This window comes from Actinomycetospora succinea (assembly GCF_004363095.1).
In the GTDB taxonomy this organism is placed as follows: Bacteria; Actinomycetota; Actinomycetes; order Mycobacteriales; family Pseudonocardiaceae; genus Actinomycetospora; species Actinomycetospora succinea.
In genome coordinates, this window is the sequence record NZ_SNYO01000002.1 from 517,398 (window position 1) to 530,517 (window position 13,120).

16 protein-coding genes and 1 tRNA gene are annotated in these 13,120 nt (G+C 73.2%); 14 read left to right on the plus strand and 3 right to left on the minus strand.

Annotated elements, in window-relative coordinates; all coding sequences use genetic code 11:
* Nucleotides 1-54: 54 nt before the first annotated feature.
* The gene (locus tag EV188_RS08825; protein ID WP_243741567.1) at nucleotides 55-837 is read right to left on the minus strand and encodes a helix-turn-helix domain-containing protein; all 783 of its coding nucleotides are present in this window, start codon (nucleotides 835-837) and stop codon (nucleotides 55-57) included.
* A 161-nt stretch (nucleotides 838-998) separates the two neighbouring features.
* Between EV188_RS08825 and EV188_RS08830 the strand changes: the two genes are divergently transcribed.
* The 9 genes from EV188_RS08830 to EV188_RS08870 all read left to right on the plus strand — a co-directional run bounded on the left by EV188_RS08830 (nucleotide 999) and on the right by EV188_RS08870 (nucleotide 5,979).
* On the plus strand, nucleotides 999-1,403 hold the full coding sequence (locus EV188_RS08830) for a hypothetical protein (protein WP_133825863.1): 405 nt from the start codon (nucleotides 999-1,001) through the stop codon (nucleotides 1,401-1,403).
* Nucleotides 1,403-1,768 carry a WhiB family transcriptional regulator gene (locus tag EV188_RS08835; RefSeq protein WP_133826323.1) on the plus strand — a complete coding sequence of 122 codons (366 nt, stop codon included), beginning with the start codon at nucleotides 1,403-1,405 and terminating at the stop codon, nucleotides 1,766-1,768. Before EV188_RS08830 ends, EV188_RS08835 begins: the two co-directional genes overlap by 1 nt.
* On the plus strand, nucleotides 1,768-2,088 hold the full coding sequence (locus tag EV188_RS08840; RefSeq protein WP_133825864.1) for a hypothetical protein: 321 nt from the start codon (nucleotides 1,768-1,770) through the stop codon (nucleotides 2,086-2,088). Before EV188_RS08835 ends, EV188_RS08840 begins: the two co-directional genes overlap by 1 nt.
* A 2-nt stretch (nucleotides 2,089-2,090) precedes the next feature.
* Nucleotides 2,091-2,312, plus strand: coding sequence for a hypothetical protein (locus EV188_RS08845; protein WP_133825865.1), 222 nt, complete (start codon nucleotides 2,091-2,093; stop codon nucleotides 2,310-2,312).
* Nucleotides 2,309-3,817, plus strand: a complete 1,509-nt coding sequence (locus EV188_RS08850) for an FtsK/SpoIIIE domain-containing protein (RefSeq protein ID WP_133825866.1) — start codon at nucleotides 2,309-2,311, stop codon at nucleotides 3,815-3,817. The genes EV188_RS08845 and EV188_RS08850 overlap by 4 nt, the downstream gene beginning before the upstream one ends.
* The gene (locus EV188_RS08855; RefSeq protein ID WP_133825867.1) at nucleotides 3,814-4,251 is read left to right on the plus strand and encodes a hypothetical protein; all 438 of its coding nucleotides are present in this window, start codon (nucleotides 3,814-3,816) and stop codon (nucleotides 4,249-4,251) included. Before EV188_RS08850 ends, EV188_RS08855 begins: the two co-directional genes overlap by 4 nt.
* Nucleotides 4,248-4,457 (plus strand): hypothetical protein, encoded by a 210-nt coding sequence (locus EV188_RS08860; protein ID WP_133825868.1) that lies wholly within the window; start codon nucleotides 4,248-4,250, stop codon nucleotides 4,455-4,457. The genes EV188_RS08855 and EV188_RS08860 overlap by 4 nt, the downstream gene beginning before the upstream one ends.
* Before the next feature lie 191 nt (nucleotides 4,458-4,648).
* Nucleotides 4,649-4,831 (plus strand): helix-turn-helix domain-containing protein, encoded by a 183-nt coding sequence (locus EV188_RS08865; protein WP_133825869.1) that lies wholly within the window; start codon nucleotides 4,649-4,651, stop codon nucleotides 4,829-4,831.
* Nucleotides 4,828-5,979 (plus strand): tyrosine-type recombinase/integrase, encoded by a 1,152-nt coding sequence (locus EV188_RS08870; protein WP_133825870.1) that lies wholly within the window; start codon nucleotides 4,828-4,830, stop codon nucleotides 5,977-5,979. The genes EV188_RS08865 and EV188_RS08870 overlap by 4 nt, the downstream gene beginning before the upstream one ends.
* Before the next feature lie 60 nt (nucleotides 5,980-6,039).
* Here the strand turns inward: EV188_RS08870 and EV188_RS08875 are convergent.
* A tRNA-Thr gene (locus EV188_RS08875) sits at nucleotides 6,040-6,115 on the minus strand.
* A 328-nt stretch (nucleotides 6,116-6,443) separates the two neighbouring features.
* On the opposite strand from EV188_RS08875, the gene EV188_RS08880 reads away from it, so the two are divergent.
* Nucleotides 6,444-7,832, plus strand: a complete 1,389-nt coding sequence (locus EV188_RS08880) for a threonine/serine exporter family protein (RefSeq protein ID WP_166659793.1) — start codon at nucleotides 6,444-6,446, stop codon at nucleotides 7,830-7,832.
* Nucleotides 7,798-9,201, plus strand: coding sequence for an alpha,alpha-trehalose-phosphate synthase (UDP-forming) (locus EV188_RS08885; protein WP_133825872.1), 1,404 nt, complete (start codon nucleotides 7,798-7,800; stop codon nucleotides 9,199-9,201). The genes EV188_RS08880 and EV188_RS08885 overlap by 35 nt, the downstream gene beginning before the upstream one ends.
* Here EV188_RS08885 and EV188_RS08890 read toward each other — a convergent pair.
* Nucleotides 9,198-10,286, minus strand: coding sequence for a LacI family DNA-binding transcriptional regulator (locus tag EV188_RS08890; protein WP_133825873.1), 1,089 nt, complete (start codon nucleotides 10,284-10,286; stop codon nucleotides 9,198-9,200). The genes EV188_RS08885 and EV188_RS08890 overlap by 4 nt on opposite strands.
* Nucleotides 10,287-10,452: 166 nt before the next feature.
* Between EV188_RS08890 and EV188_RS08895 the strand changes: the two genes are divergently transcribed.
* From EV188_RS08895 to EV188_RS08905, 3 genes are read left to right on the plus strand one after another with little or no spacing between them, the layout of a single operon-like run.
* Complete coding sequence (locus EV188_RS08895) at nucleotides 10,453-11,400, plus strand: metal ABC transporter solute-binding protein, Zn/Mn family (protein WP_243741568.1); 948 nt, start codon at nucleotides 10,453-10,455, stop codon at nucleotides 11,398-11,400.
* Nucleotides 11,401-11,434: 34 nt separating this feature from the next.
* The gene (locus EV188_RS08900) at nucleotides 11,435-12,232 is read left to right on the plus strand and encodes a metal ABC transporter ATP-binding protein (RefSeq protein ID WP_133825874.1); all 798 of its coding nucleotides are present in this window, start codon (nucleotides 11,435-11,437) and stop codon (nucleotides 12,230-12,232) included.
* Nucleotides 12,229-13,077 (plus strand): metal ABC transporter permease, encoded by an 849-nt coding sequence (locus tag EV188_RS08905; RefSeq protein ID WP_133825875.1) that lies wholly within the window; start codon nucleotides 12,229-12,231, stop codon nucleotides 13,075-13,077. Before EV188_RS08900 ends, EV188_RS08905 begins: the two co-directional genes overlap by 4 nt.
* Nucleotides 13,078-13,120 lie beyond the last annotated feature (43 nt).

The window sequence follows — 13,120 nt, forward strand, 5'->3', positions numbered from 1 at the left end:
GCTCCCACGCCACGAACGTTCGAACATACGAGCGAACTCGGTCAGGGCTCACGCTTACCGGCTTGGAGCGCGCTGCGCTGACCCGCCCGGAACTTGTCCAGTCTCTGGCGCGCCCTGGCGCCAGACCTCCTCGAACGAGCGCATGTAGTGGTCCCACATCCGGCCGCCGGGCACCCTTCGAAGGTGGAGAACCGGAGATTCCCCGGCAGGCGCACCGTAGGCATGCCCGTTGACCAGCATGTCCTGGTCGAACCGGAACAGGCTGTTGTAGAGGGTCGTCCCGTGGGTCCGGACCTCGACACCCCGAACGGCGTGCACCTGCCGGAGGTATCGCCGGTGGAGCTGGATGCGACCCTGGAGGCCGCCGCTTGTCCCCTCCTCCTCCGCACGGAGTGCCACAGCCGGCGCGGTCTCATCGGCCAGCAGAATTCGGACTCTCACGCCCTGCGCCGCCTTCTGCGTGATCGTCGCCGTGAAGTCGTACTGCTCGAAGAGGAATGACCCCGCGTAGACGAGGACGTCGATGGCCTCACGGGCACCGACCATGAGCTGCGCCCAGGTGTCGTGCGGGATGGCGGCGCGAGTCGGGTGGAGCGCCAGGAGCTCGGCGACGCTCGCCGATTGCGTAGCCGGCGCGTCGACCACCTCGGGCCAGACGTAGGCCTCGTCCACGCCGAGGGCGGACGCGACGGCGACGCGGTGTGTCCGGTGGGGCAGACGTCCCTTCGTGATCCAGCGCTCGACCGTCTTGGCGTCTACGCCGATCCGTTCGGCCAGCTCAGCGGGCCGTAAGCCAGCGGAAACGATCGAACCGCGGAGGCGCTGGTTGGTCACCATAAGGGACTCCTCGGGACGTTTCACCGCCGATAGGGACACTCTAGGCGGCTGAGGACGTCCCGTCACGTCCCTTCTTGGTGGTGCTGGTGTCCCCTGCCGCCGCCGTCTCCTGGTGATGCACCGCACAAGCGGTCTCCCCTCGACACCAGGAGACGAGCGCAATGCCCTACGACATCTCTGCACCGATCGACACGAGCCGGCTCGATGCCATCGCGACCGGCCACGGCGCGACGATGGAGCGCTGGGAGGACACCCCGACCGGCCGACGGTCCTCGGGCCAGCCGCTGATCGACGAGGCCACCGGCGCCCCGGTGCGCATCTACGACGTGATGCTCCCGACCGGGCGCGACGGGCGCCATGAGCTGCACGGCATCCGGGTCGTGTCGCACGAGGCCCCGGAGCTGGCGCCCTACTCCCCGGTGGAGCTGGACGGCCTGTGGGTCCGCGTCAAGCCCGCCCGCAACGGGGGCAAGGGCGTCGAGGTCAGCTTCTCCGCCGAGTCCATCCGTCCCGTGGCCGGCCCGCAGCGCCCGAACCGGCGCACCGCCGAGGGCGAGGCCGCGTGATGCGCTGGCAGACCCGCGGCACGTGCCGCAGCCACGACCCGGAGCTGTTCTTTCCGCCCGACGACGGCCAGGGCCTCGATGAGGCCGCGGCCGTCCAGCAACAGGTAGCCGCCGCCCGCGACGTTTGCCGGTTCTGCCCGGTACAGCGCGAGTGCCTGGCGTGGGCGTTGGATTCCGGCGAGGACCACGGCGTCTGGGCCGCGACCATCCCCGGCGAGCGCCGCCTGATGCGCCGGCTCCGCCTGGCCGGCGCCTCCGCCTCGTTCGGCGACACCACGTCGTGCCCGGCCTGCGCGCTGCTGTTCCCGATGCCCGCGGTCGACGGGGAGCTGTGCCCCGCCTGCGTCGAGCGGAGGGCCGCGTGATGACCCGTCAATTGCCCTGCCCCGGGACGCCCGAGTTCTCACTCGCCACGGCCTCGATGCACGTCGACACCTCCGCCGCGCTCGACGTGCTGGTCCTGACCTGCCGCGACGGGGACTGCCTCGCGCAGTGGACCCCCGCACCCGTCGAACGCGACGGCCGGCTCGTGATCGCCCTGTCGATCGAGGTCTGCCCGGACTGCGGCTCCTCGACCTGGGAGGTGACCGAAGTCCAGGTCTCCGGCTCGCCCTCGGCGCAGGTCCGCCGCCGTCGCCAGACCCGCCGTGCCCACCGCTCGTCTCACTCCGGAAGGGGTTTCTGATCATGGCTCGTCCGATGCGCGCCCCCGGCCTCACGACCGGCGGCTACCACTTCTGCACCGCCTGCCAGGGCTCCGGCTCCTGCGCCCAGCGCACCTGGACCTCCCGCGGCTGGGAGCGCTCCTACGGCAAGTGCGGGGCCTGCCACGGCAAGGGCGGCAAGTTCGCCAACCACGCCCCCAAGGGCAACATCACCCGCGGCGGACTCGGGGGGCGAGCCCGATGAGAGAGATCACCACCGCGCGACTGTGGCGCGGCCAGACCATCCGCACCCGCGCCGACGTCATGCGCACCGAACGCCTTCACGAGCGTTCCCGGCTGCTGCGCTGGAGCCTCACTGCCGGCTGGTGGGCCGGCTGGATCGCCGTCATGACCGTATGGGCCTGCCTCTACGTCCCCGCCCTCGGCGGCGCACTCACCCTCGCCGCCCTCGCCTGGCTCGCCGTCGGGCCGTGGGGCCTGCTTGCCGTCGCCCTCGTCGGGGCGCTCGTGGCGCGGCTGTGGTCGCGGTCCTCCCCCACCTCGTGGGACCACCGGGTGACCTCGCGGCTGCGTCGGTTCGTGCGCAGGACCCGCTACCGCTGGTCCTGGGACGACGTGTGCGCCGCGACCGGGGTCAAGGCCACCGACGCCTCCCACCGCGTCATCGTCCCCCGGCTGTTGTGGGTCTCCCTGGGCGAGCACGTCGACCAGCTCCACGTCCAGCTCTGCGCCGGCGTCACCCCCGGCGTCATCGCCCGCCAGGCCGACGCCCTCGCGTGCGAGTGGTGCGCCCTCGAGGTCCGCGTCCTGGCCCACCCCACGCGCGAGGGCTGGGTGCTGCTCCGGGTCGTGTATCGCGATGTCCTGGCTGACGAGCAGGACGAGCGCGACAACCTCGTCACGCCCGACTTCCAGTGGGCCCGCGTCGGACGTCGCGAGGACGGCGAGCCCTGGTGGCTGCGCCTGATGGGCACCCACGTTCTGATCGCCGGGCTCACCGGCGCCGGCAAGTCGGGCCTGGTCGCCTGCATCATCCGCGCCCTCGCCCCGGCCATCGCGGCGGGGAAGGTGCGCCTGGTCGGGATCGACCCCAAGGGCGGCATGGAGTACCGGATGGTCTCCGAGCTGTTCTACATGCTCGCCTATGGCGACGACGAGCACCTCGTGGCCGCGCTGGAGTTCGCCGCCGACCTGATGAAGCAGCGCGCCGAGGCCCTCGGCGGCACCGTCCGGAAGCTGCTCGCACGGATGTTCGGCGACTACCCGCTCTACGTCATCCTTGTCGACGAGCTGCTGGCGCTCACGACCTACATCGCCAACCGCGACCTCAAGGACCGCGCCAACGCCGCGGTGCGCCGGATGCTCTCCCAAGGCCGCGCCCCTGGCGTGGTGGTCATCGGCTGCGTGCAGGACCCCCGCAAGGAAGTCCTCTCGTTCCGCGACATGTTCGGCTACCGCGTCGCCCTCCGCCTCGACAGCGACGTCGAGACCCGCATGGTGCTCTCGGACTCGGCTTACGACCGCGGCGCACGCTGCGACGCCATCCCAGAGGGCTGCCCCGGCATGGGGTTCGTCGTCGACGAGGACGGCGGCAAGCGCCAGCCCATCAAGGTCCGCGCTGACTGGGTCTCCGACGCCGAACTGGCCTACCTCGCCGCCGAGTACCCAGCCCCCGAGCAGGTCGAGGTCCCCCCGCTCGCCACCCGCAGCCGAAAGAGCGGGTCCAGCTCGGGAGCGCAGGCGGCATGAGACAGACCGGCCTGATCAACATCATCCGCACCACCAGCGACACCAGCCGCAGCAACTCGGGCGGCTCGCTGCTCGGCGCCCTCGTCGCCCTGGCCGGCGTCGTCCTCCTGGGTGCTGGGGTCTACCGCGCCCTGGACGCCGGGATCCGGGGCATCGCCGCCAGCACCGCCGAGGCCAACCGCATCGTCGGCTGGGCGGCCGCCACCGTCCTCGTCCTCGGCGCTCTCACCGCCGCCGGCTGGGTGCTGCTCGCCCGCCGCCGAGCGCTTCGGGACGGCCCGGTCGTGGAGGCCTTCACCGCCGCCACCGACCGCGCCCTCGAAGCCCACCGCCAAGGCCGGCTCCCGGCCTCGCTTCGCGCCGAGCGCCGCGAGCTCCACCACGTCGCGGCCGTGCGCCTGGACCGCCTCGACGCAGATCGGAGCCAGCCGTGATCGCCGCCGTCATCATCACCGCCCTGCTCACGGTCATCGCCGCCCAGACCCGGGCCGTTGGCGCCGCGGTGGTGCTCGGAGTCATCACCGTCGCTCTGCTCGCGGTCGTCGCCCCCGACCTGGTCACCGGCTTCGGCCACGTCCTGGGCGCCATCGCCACCGGCATCGGCGACGCCCTGTCGAGCGCCTCAGCGGACGCGTCATGACGGAGAACGAGCGCTTTCAGGCGCGTATCCGGGACCTCGTTCGACCCCTGGCTGGGCTCGACCTCCAGGACGGCGACCACCGCGCCCTCGTCCGGGTCGCCGACTTGGACGACGCCACCGCCACGACCGTGGCCCGCCTGCTGCGCCGAGCCCGGCAGGCCCGCCCGCTGCGAATCCCAAGGAGCTGACCGATGGAACGTGTCTTCCTCGCCCCCGACGAGGTTGCCGAGGCCCTGCACGTCGGGCGCGCCAAGGTCTATGACCTCATCCGCAACGGCGACCTCGTCTCGGTCAAGATCGGCCGGCTGCGTCGCGTCCACGTCGACGCCGTCCAGGAGTACGCCCGCCGGCTCATCGAGGAGGCGGCAGCGTGAGCCGCAACCAGAACGGCGAGGGCAGCGTCTGGCCGCGCTCGGACGGCCGGTGGTCCGGGGCCGCTTACGTCCGAACCCACACGGGTCGCATCGAGCGGCGCTACGTCTACGGCAAGACCGAGAAGGACGCTCTCGCCAAACTGATCAAACTGCAGGAGAAGGACGCCCAGGGCGTGCCGGCGGGACCGACGAAGTACACGCTCGCGGACTTCCTCGCCGAGTGGCTGGAGCACATGCGCCACCACGTCCGGCCGCAGACATGGACCGGCTACGAGAACAACGTCCGCCTGCACCTCGTGCCCCGCCTCGGCAAGAAGAAGCTCACCGCGCTCACGGTCCGGGACGTCCGTCTCATGGTCGACAAGCTCCGGGCCGAGGGCGTCAGCAAGCGCGGGGTGCAGTGGATTCACTCGACGCTGCGCGTCGCCCTGGAGCACGCGGTCCGCGAGGAGCTGGTCACTCGCAACGTCGCCCGCAGCGTTCGCGTCGAGCGTCCAGAGGCCGGAACGACCGCCGAGCCCTTCACCCCGGACGAGGCGCGCCGCTTCCTCGTCGCGGTCAAGGATCACCGGCTCTACGCGCTGTGGGCCACCACGCTCATGCTCGGCCTCCGTCGCTCCGAGGCGTGCGGGCTGCACTGGTCGGACGTCGACCTCGACAAGGGCACCCTGCGCATCCGCCGGAGCCTCCAGCGCGTCCAGGGCGAGCTGCGCGAGCTGCCGACCAAGACGCGGCGCTCGACGCGGACCGTGCCGCTGCCCGGTTTCCTCGTCCGTGTGCTCACCGACCACCGCGCGCGTCAGGCCAAGGAGCGCGCCGACGCCGGCCGGCTCCGCTGGGCGGACTCCGACTACCTGTTCGCCTCGACCGTGGGCGGACCGCTCGAACCTCGCAACGTCTCGCGCGCCTTCGACGAGCTGACCGCCGCGCACGGGTTCCGCCGCGTCCGGCTGCACGACCTTCGGCACACCTGCGTGAGCCTGCTGCTCTCCCTCGGGGTCCATCCCCGGGTCGTCATGGAGATCGTCGGCCACAGCGCGATCGAGATGACCATGAACGTCTACGGCCACATCACGCTCGACACCCAGCGCGAGGCCCTCGGCCGGTTGGACGCCCAGCTCGACCTCGACGACCCCTCGGAGGACTGACCGTTGCTGTCGACCGCTGCTGTCACCGAAGGAATCACGACGGGCACACCGCCGTTGACCTGGAGCCGGCGCGGGGAATCGAACCCCGGACCTTTCGCTTACAAGGCGAGCGCTCTGCCGATTGAGCTACGCCGGCACGGAGGCCCATGGTACGAGGGCCTCCGAGCGGTCGAGACCCCGCCCACAGGTGCGGGCACGTAGCCTCGGCCGGTCGGCACGGTGGTCGGGCGGGGGTCGCCACCACCACGGCGGGATGGGACGTGGCGCACGCTCCTCCGCCGGCAACCACGATCGACTCCCGCACGTCTGGGCAGGTGGCCTTGATGAAGTTTCCCGGGGTGCCCCGTCCGCGGTTCGAGCACCCCGATGAGCCCGGAGAGGAAGGTCCGCCCGTGGGGGTGGCCCAGCGAGCCCGCGGCTCGCTCCGTCGACAGTTCCCCGTAGACGACATCCGTCGCGCCGCCGTGGACGCGCCGACGGTCCGCGACAACCTCCTGCCGGCCGTGACCGGCCCGGAGGTCGCCGACGACACGCTGGTGCTGCGCGTGCTCGACCTCTCGCTGCGCATCGGCGAGGTCCAGATCGCGTCCGGCGCGGGCGCGGCGGTCGCGCACGACACGATGCTCGCGATCGCCGGTGCGTACGGCCTGCCGGCCTGCGACGTCGACATCGCGTTCTCGACGATCACCATGTGCTGTCACCGCGGCAACGAGGCCGGCCCGGTGACGACGATGCGCAACGTCCGCTACCGGACCCAGGACTACACGCGCCTCACCGAGGTCGACGAGATCATCGCCGCGATCGTCGACCGCGACGAGCCGATGCGCGTCGAGGAGGCGATCACCCGCGTCGGCCACGCCGTGCGGGCGCCGCACCCGTACCCGCGGTTCGTCGCCGGGATCGCCCGCTCGCTGTTCGCGGGCGCCGTCGCGTTCCTGCTCGGCGGCGGCCTGGTCGTCGCCCTGCTGGCGACGGTGGCCACCGGCGTCATCTGGGCCGTGGCGCGCTGGCTGGCCCGGCGCCGGGTGCCGATGTTCTTCCAGCAGATGGTCAGCGCCACCATCGTGACGCTCTCCGCGACGACCCTGGCCTGGACCGGGACGCTCGACGACTCCCCCGCGTTCGTCATCGCGGCCGGCATCGTCGTGTTCCTCTCCGGGTTGTCCCTGGTCGGCCTGGTGCAGGACGCGATCTCCGGCTTCCCGCTGACGGCGGCCGGGCGTGCCGTCGAGGTGGTGCTCGCGTCGGCGGGCCTGCTGGTCGGCGTCGTCGTCAGCATCAAGCTCGTCGGCGCGGTGCTGGGCACCGACGCAGGCGCCTACGCGGCCGTGGTGCCGCCGAGCCCGGCCCCGTCGCTGCACCCGATCTCGCTGCTCGCCGCGGCGGCGGCCGGGATGCTGTTCGCCCTCTCGGCCTACGCGCCCTGGCGGTCGCTGCCGCTGGCGGCGCTCGCCGGCGCCGTGGCGTGGGCCGGCTACGGGCTGCTCGGCATCCTCGGCGCCGGCGAGGTCGTCGCCGCGGCCCTCGCGGCCGCCGCGCTCGGGCTCGTCGCGATGCTCCTGCCCCGCATGTTGGGTACACCCCCGTTGGTGCTGGTGATCGCCGGGATCACGCCGCTCCTGCCCGGTCTGACGATGTACCGCGGGTTCTCCCAACTCGCGTACGGCAGCGTCGCCGTCGGAGCGGTGACGATCCTGCTGGCCCTGACCTTCGGACTCGCGCTCGCGGCCGGGGTCTCGGTCGGGGAGCAGGTCGGCTGGCCCCTGCAGCGGCTGATCCGCCGTCTGCTGCCCGGAGTCACCGCGGAGGACAGAGAACGTGAGCTACGCCGAGGACGGCCCCGGGTCTTCTGACCTGCTGGTGGTGGCCAACCGGTTGCCGTTCGACCTCGACGCCGACGGCGCCTGGCACCGCGCCCCCGGTGGGCTGGTCACCGCGCTGGAGCCGACCCTGCGCGCCCGCGGCGGCGCGTGGGTCGGCTGGCCGGGCCGGCCGGACGCCGAGCCGGAGCCGTTCGACGACGACGGGCTGGCGATCCGGCCGGTCACGATCAGCGCCGAGGAGGTCGCCGCCTACTACGAGGGCTTCGCCAACGCGACGCTCTGGCCGCTCTACCACGACGTCGTCGCGACCCCGCGCTTCGAACGTTCCTGGTGGGAGGCCTACCGGAGGGTCAACGAGCGCTTCGCCGACGCCGCCGCCGGGGCCGCCGCCGAGGGCGCGACGGTGTGGGTGCAGGACTACCAGCTCCAGCTCGTCCCGCGCCTGCTCCGCGAGCGGCGCCCGGACCTGAGGATCGGGTTCTTCCTGCACATCCCGTTCCCGCCCGTCGAGCTGTTCGCCCAGCTCCCATGGCGGCAGCCGGTGGTGGAGGGCCTGCTCGGCGCGGACGTCGTCGGGTTCCAGACGGCCGGGGGCGCGGAGAACTTCCGCCGCGTCGCGGCCCGCCTGACCGAGGCGACCGCCGACTCCCCGGGGCAGGTCACCGCGCCGGACGGGCGCACCGTCACCGTCGCCGCCCACCCGATCTCGGTGGACGCCTCGCACCTCGACGGGATGGCCCGCGACCCGGACACGGCGAAGCGCTCCGAGGCCCTGCGCCACGAGCTCGGCGACCCGCGCACGGTGCTGCTCGGCGTCGACCGCCTCGACTACACCAAGGGCATCGACGTGCGCCTGCAGGCGTTCGCCGAGGTCCTCGGGCAGGGACGCCTCGACCCCGCCGAGACCGTGCTCATCCAGGTCGCGACGCCCAGCCGCGAGCGCGTCGAGCACTACGCCGAGATGCGCGACGACATCGAGCTCACCGTCGGGCGGATCAACGGCGAGTACGCCTCGGTCGGCCACCCGGTCGTGCACTACGTCCACCAGTCGACGCCGCGCGAGGAGCTCGTCGCCTTCTTCCGGGCCGCCGACGTCATGCTCGTGACGCCCTACCGCGACGGCATGAACCTCGTCGCCAAGGAGTACGTCGCCAGCCGTGGGGACGGTGGCGGCGCGCTGGTGCTCTCCGAGTTCACGGGCGCCGCCGACGAGCTGGGCGACGGCGCGTTCCTCGTCAACCCGCACGACCTCGATGCGGTCGGCGACGCGATCGTCGCCGCGGCCACGCAGGACCCCGAGGACGCCCGCGCGCGCATGCAGCGGATGCACGACCAGGTCCTCGAGCACGACGTCGAGCGCTGGGCCGCGGGGTTCCTCGAGGCCCTCGGCGTCGGCTAGGCCTCCCGGGCCGGCCCCGACGTCGCGCGGGCGAGCAGCTCGGTCGGCAGCAGGAGGGTCCGCGAGCGCTGGCGGTCGCCGCGGTCGAGCAGCAGCTCGCCGGCCGCGCGGCCCTTGTCGAGGGTCGGCTGGCGGATCGTCGTCAGCTCGGCGCGCTCGGCGGCGGGGACGCCGTCGAAGCCGGTCACCGAGATCTCGTCGGGCACGCTCCGGCCGGCCTCGCGGGCGTGGCGCAGCGCGCCGAGCGCGAGGATGTCCGAGGTGCACAGGATCGCCGTGACGTCGTGCTGCGCGAGCATCTGCTCGGCGGCCGAGGCACCCGCCGACTCGCTGTGGTCGTAGCGCTCGACCACCGGCACCGTGCTCCAGTCGACGCCGGCCTCGGCGAAGCCCTCGCGCAGCCCCGCGAGGCGCCGGCGCTGGACCTCGTAGCGGGCGCGCTGCTGGCGCTCGACGCTCGCGAAGCCGTCGTTGCGCTCGGTCGACAGGCGCATGCACAGCACGCCGACCTTGCGGTGGCCCAGACCGGCGAGGTGGCGGGCCATGTCGACCATCGCGGCGTGGTCGTCGATGCCGACCCGGTCGACGTCGGGGACCGCGGTCGGCTGGTCGCAGACGACGACGGGGACCGGGCGCTCGAGGACCGCGTGAAAGTTGTCGTCGTCGTCGGGCATCGAGTAGACGACGAAGCCGTCGACGCCCGCCCGCGCGACGGCGCCGGGGTCGTCGGCCTCGGGGCTGACCGGGACGAGCAGCAGGCCCGACCCGTTGTCCTCGCAGGCCAGCGCGAGGCCTTCGAGGAACTGGACCGCCACCGGGTCGCGGAACGCGTAGGACAGCGCCTCGGTCAGCAGCAGGCCGACGGCTCCCGCCTTGCGGGTGCGCAGCGAGCGCGCGACCGGGTCGGGACCGGGGTAGCCGAGGCGCCGTGCGGTGTCCAGCACGCGGCGCCGCAACGCCGGCGAGAGCTGGTCGGGGCGGTTGTAGGCATTCGACACCGTTGTCCGGGAAACGCCCAGTTCCGCCGCCAGCGAGGCCAGCGTGGCGGTACGCCGCGATCGGCGCCCCTCGAGTGCCTCGGCCACCACCCGACGGTAGCGACTGTCTCGATCTAGGGCCACTCCACGCGACCGACGGTGTCCGCTGAGCGGTGGGTGTGACCTGGTCGGACGAACTCCGGCTCCCACTCGCAATCGATAACCGTTATCGTTTGCGTTCGTCGGAACCCCCGCCGTCACGAGGAGCTGCACCGTGCCCGTCCGTCCCGTCCCCCTGGTCGCCGTCCTGCTCGGCGCACTGCTGGTGCTCGTCGGCTGCGGGGGTGGTGGACAGACCCCGGCGCCGGCCGCCGCGCCCGGGACGACCCCGGAGTCGCCCGCCCCGGCCCCGGGGCGCACGCTGACGGTCGTGGCCACCACGAACGTCTGGGGATCGGTCGCCAGCGCGATCGCCGGCCCGGGCGTCGAGGTCCGGTCGATCATCCAGGACCCCACCGCCGACCCGCACTCGTACGAGAGCACGCCCGCCGACGCCGCGGCGCTGACGAACGCCGACCTCGTCGTGTTCAACGGCGGGCACTACGACGACTGGGTCGAGCAGGTCATCGACGGTGACCCGGCCCTGCGCGAGCGCTCGATCGAGGCCTTCGCCCTGCGCGGCGACCAGGCGCAGGAGAACGAGCACGTCTGGTTCGACCCGACCGCGGTCAAGGGCGTCGTGAACCAGGTCGCCGAGCGTCTCGCCGCCGTCGAGCCCGCCCAGGCCGGCGCGCTGCGCGAGCGGGCGACCGCCTTCAGCGCCCGCGTCGACGACGAGGCCACGCGCCTGGCGGCGATCGGCCAGACCCGCCCCGGCGCCCGCGTCCTCGCCACCGAGCCGATCGCGCAGTACCTGCTGACCACCGCGGGCGTCGCCGACGCGACCCCGCCCGCGTTCAGCGAGGCGATCGAGAACGAGACCGACCCGCCGGCCGCCACCCTCGCCGAGACGAACCAGCTGGTCGCGACCCGTGGGGTGAACGCGCTGGTGTTCAACCCGCAGACCGAGACCCCGATCACCACCTCGCTGCGCGACGCCGCCACGGGGGCGGGCGTGCCGGTGGTGAACGTGACCGAGACACTGCCCGCCGGGCAGGACTACCTGACCTGGCTCGACGCGACCCGCGCCGAGCTCGCCCGGGCCCTGGGCGCCCCTGCTTGAGACGCGACCGCGTGACGTACCGGAGAATCCTGTCGTGACCCCGTCCATCCGCCTGTCCGGCGCGGAGGTCCGCCGCGGCGGCCGCACGCTGTGGACGGGTCTCGACCTGGACGTCGCCCCCGGCGAGTTCGTCACCGTGCTCGGGCCCAACGGCTCCGGCAAGACGACGCTGCTCACCGTGCTGCTCGGGCTGCTCCCGCTCGCGGCCGGGACCTGCGAGGTCTCCGGGTCCGCGCCGCGGCGGGGCAGCGCCGACGTCGGGTACGTCCCGCAGCAGACGAGCGTCGACCCGCTGACGCCGCTGCGCGGCCGCGACCTGGTCGGGCTGGGACTCGACGGGCACCGCTTCGGCCTGCCGTTCCGCGGTCGCGCCGAGCGCACCCGCCGGGTCCACGAGGCGTTGCTGCAGGTCGACGCCCTGGAGCTCGCCGACGCCCCCGTCGGCGCGCTCTCGGGCGGCGAGCAGCAGCGCCTGCGGATCGCGCAGGCGCTCGTCGGCGACCCCGGCCTGCTGCTCGCCGACGAGCCGCTGCACTCGCTCGACCTGGCCCGCCAGCGCACCGTCGTCGAGCTGCTCGAGCGCCGCCGCCGGGACCACGGCACGGCGATCGTGTTCGTGACCCACGAGCTCAACCCGGTCCTGCCCGTCACCGACCGGGTGCTCTACCTCGTCGACGGGCAGTTCCGGATCGGGACGCCGGACGAGGTGATGACCTCGGAGACGCTCTCGGAGCTCTACCGCACCGACGTCGACGTCGTGCGGGTCCGCGACCGGATCGTCGTGGTCGGCGCCGAGGACCGCCTCGTGCACACCGGGGGCGGACCCCGGTGAGCACGCTCGACCTCCTCTCGCTCGACTTCGTCCGCAACGCCCTGCTCGCTGGCGTCGTGCTGGCGCTGCTCGCGGGCCTGCTCGGCCCGATCGTCGTCGGGCGCGGCATGGCGTTCTCGGTGCACGGCACCGCCGAGCTCGCGTTCGCGGGCGGCGCCGGGGCGCTGCTCGTGTTCGGCACCGACGCGATCGGCTGGGGCGCGCTGGTCGGCGCCGTGCTCGTCGCCCTGCTGTTCGGGGCGCTCGGGCGGGCGCAGCGCGAGCGCGACTCCGTGATCGGCGTGCTCCTCTCGTTCGGCCTCGGCCTCGGCGTGCTGTTCCAGTCGCTGTACACGGGGCGCTCGGCCAACAAGTTCGGCCTGCTCGTGGGCCAGATCGTCGGGGTGGACGTCGGCGACGTGCTCACGCTGACCGGCGTCGGCGTCGTCGTGCTGATCGTGTTCGCCGTGGTGCGCCGCCCGCTGCTGTTCGCGAGCCTGGACCCCGACATGGCGGCCGCGCGCGGGGTGCCGGTGCGGGTGCTCTCGATCCTGTTCGCGGTGCTGCTGGGCGTGACGGTCGCGCTCGGCGTCCAGATCGTCGGCGCGCTGCTCGTGCTCTGCCTGCTCATCACCCCGGCCGCGGCGGCCGCGCAGGTGACGGCCTCGCCGACGCTCGCGTCGGTGCTCGCGGTGGTGTTCGCCGAGGTCGCGGTGATCGGCGGGATCGTCGCCTCGCTCGACGCGGGGCTGCCGATCAGCCCGTTCGTCGCGTCGATCGCGTTCGTCATCTACGTCGTCTGCCGGGCGCTCGGTGCGCTGCGGACCCGGCGGCGCGCGACGCGCACCGCGCTCGCCACCGGGTGAGCTGCGCGGATCGGCTCAGGGCCCGTCGATAGAATCCGTCCCC

What these genes read in the sequence shown, in the direction of transcription:
- EV188_RS08825 (WP_243741567.1), bottom strand. Translation starts at nt 837, where the DNA reads ATGGTGACCAACCAGCGCCTCCGCGGTTCGATCGTTTCCGCTGGCTTA.
- EV188_RS08830 (WP_133825863.1), top strand. Translation starts at nt 999, where the DNA reads ATGCCCTACGACATCTCTGCACCGATCGACACGAGCCGGCTCGATGCC.
- EV188_RS08835 (WP_133826323.1), top strand. Translation starts at nt 1,403, where the DNA reads ATGCGCTGGCAGACCCGCGGCACGTGCCGCAGCCACGACCCGGAGCTG.
- EV188_RS08840 (WP_133825864.1), top strand. Translation starts at nt 1,768, where the DNA reads ATGACCCGTCAATTGCCCTGCCCCGGGACGCCCGAGTTCTCACTCGCC.
- EV188_RS08845 (WP_133825865.1), top strand. Translation starts at nt 2,091, where the DNA reads ATGGCTCGTCCGATGCGCGCCCCCGGCCTCACGACCGGCGGCTACCAC.
- EV188_RS08850 (WP_133825866.1), top strand. Translation starts at nt 2,309, where the DNA reads ATGAGAGAGATCACCACCGCGCGACTGTGGCGCGGCCAGACCATCCGC.
- EV188_RS08855 (WP_133825867.1), top strand. Translation starts at nt 3,814, where the DNA reads ATGAGACAGACCGGCCTGATCAACATCATCCGCACCACCAGCGACACC.
- EV188_RS08865 (WP_133825869.1), top strand. Translation starts at nt 4,649, where the DNA reads ATGGAACGTGTCTTCCTCGCCCCCGACGAGGTTGCCGAGGCCCTGCAC.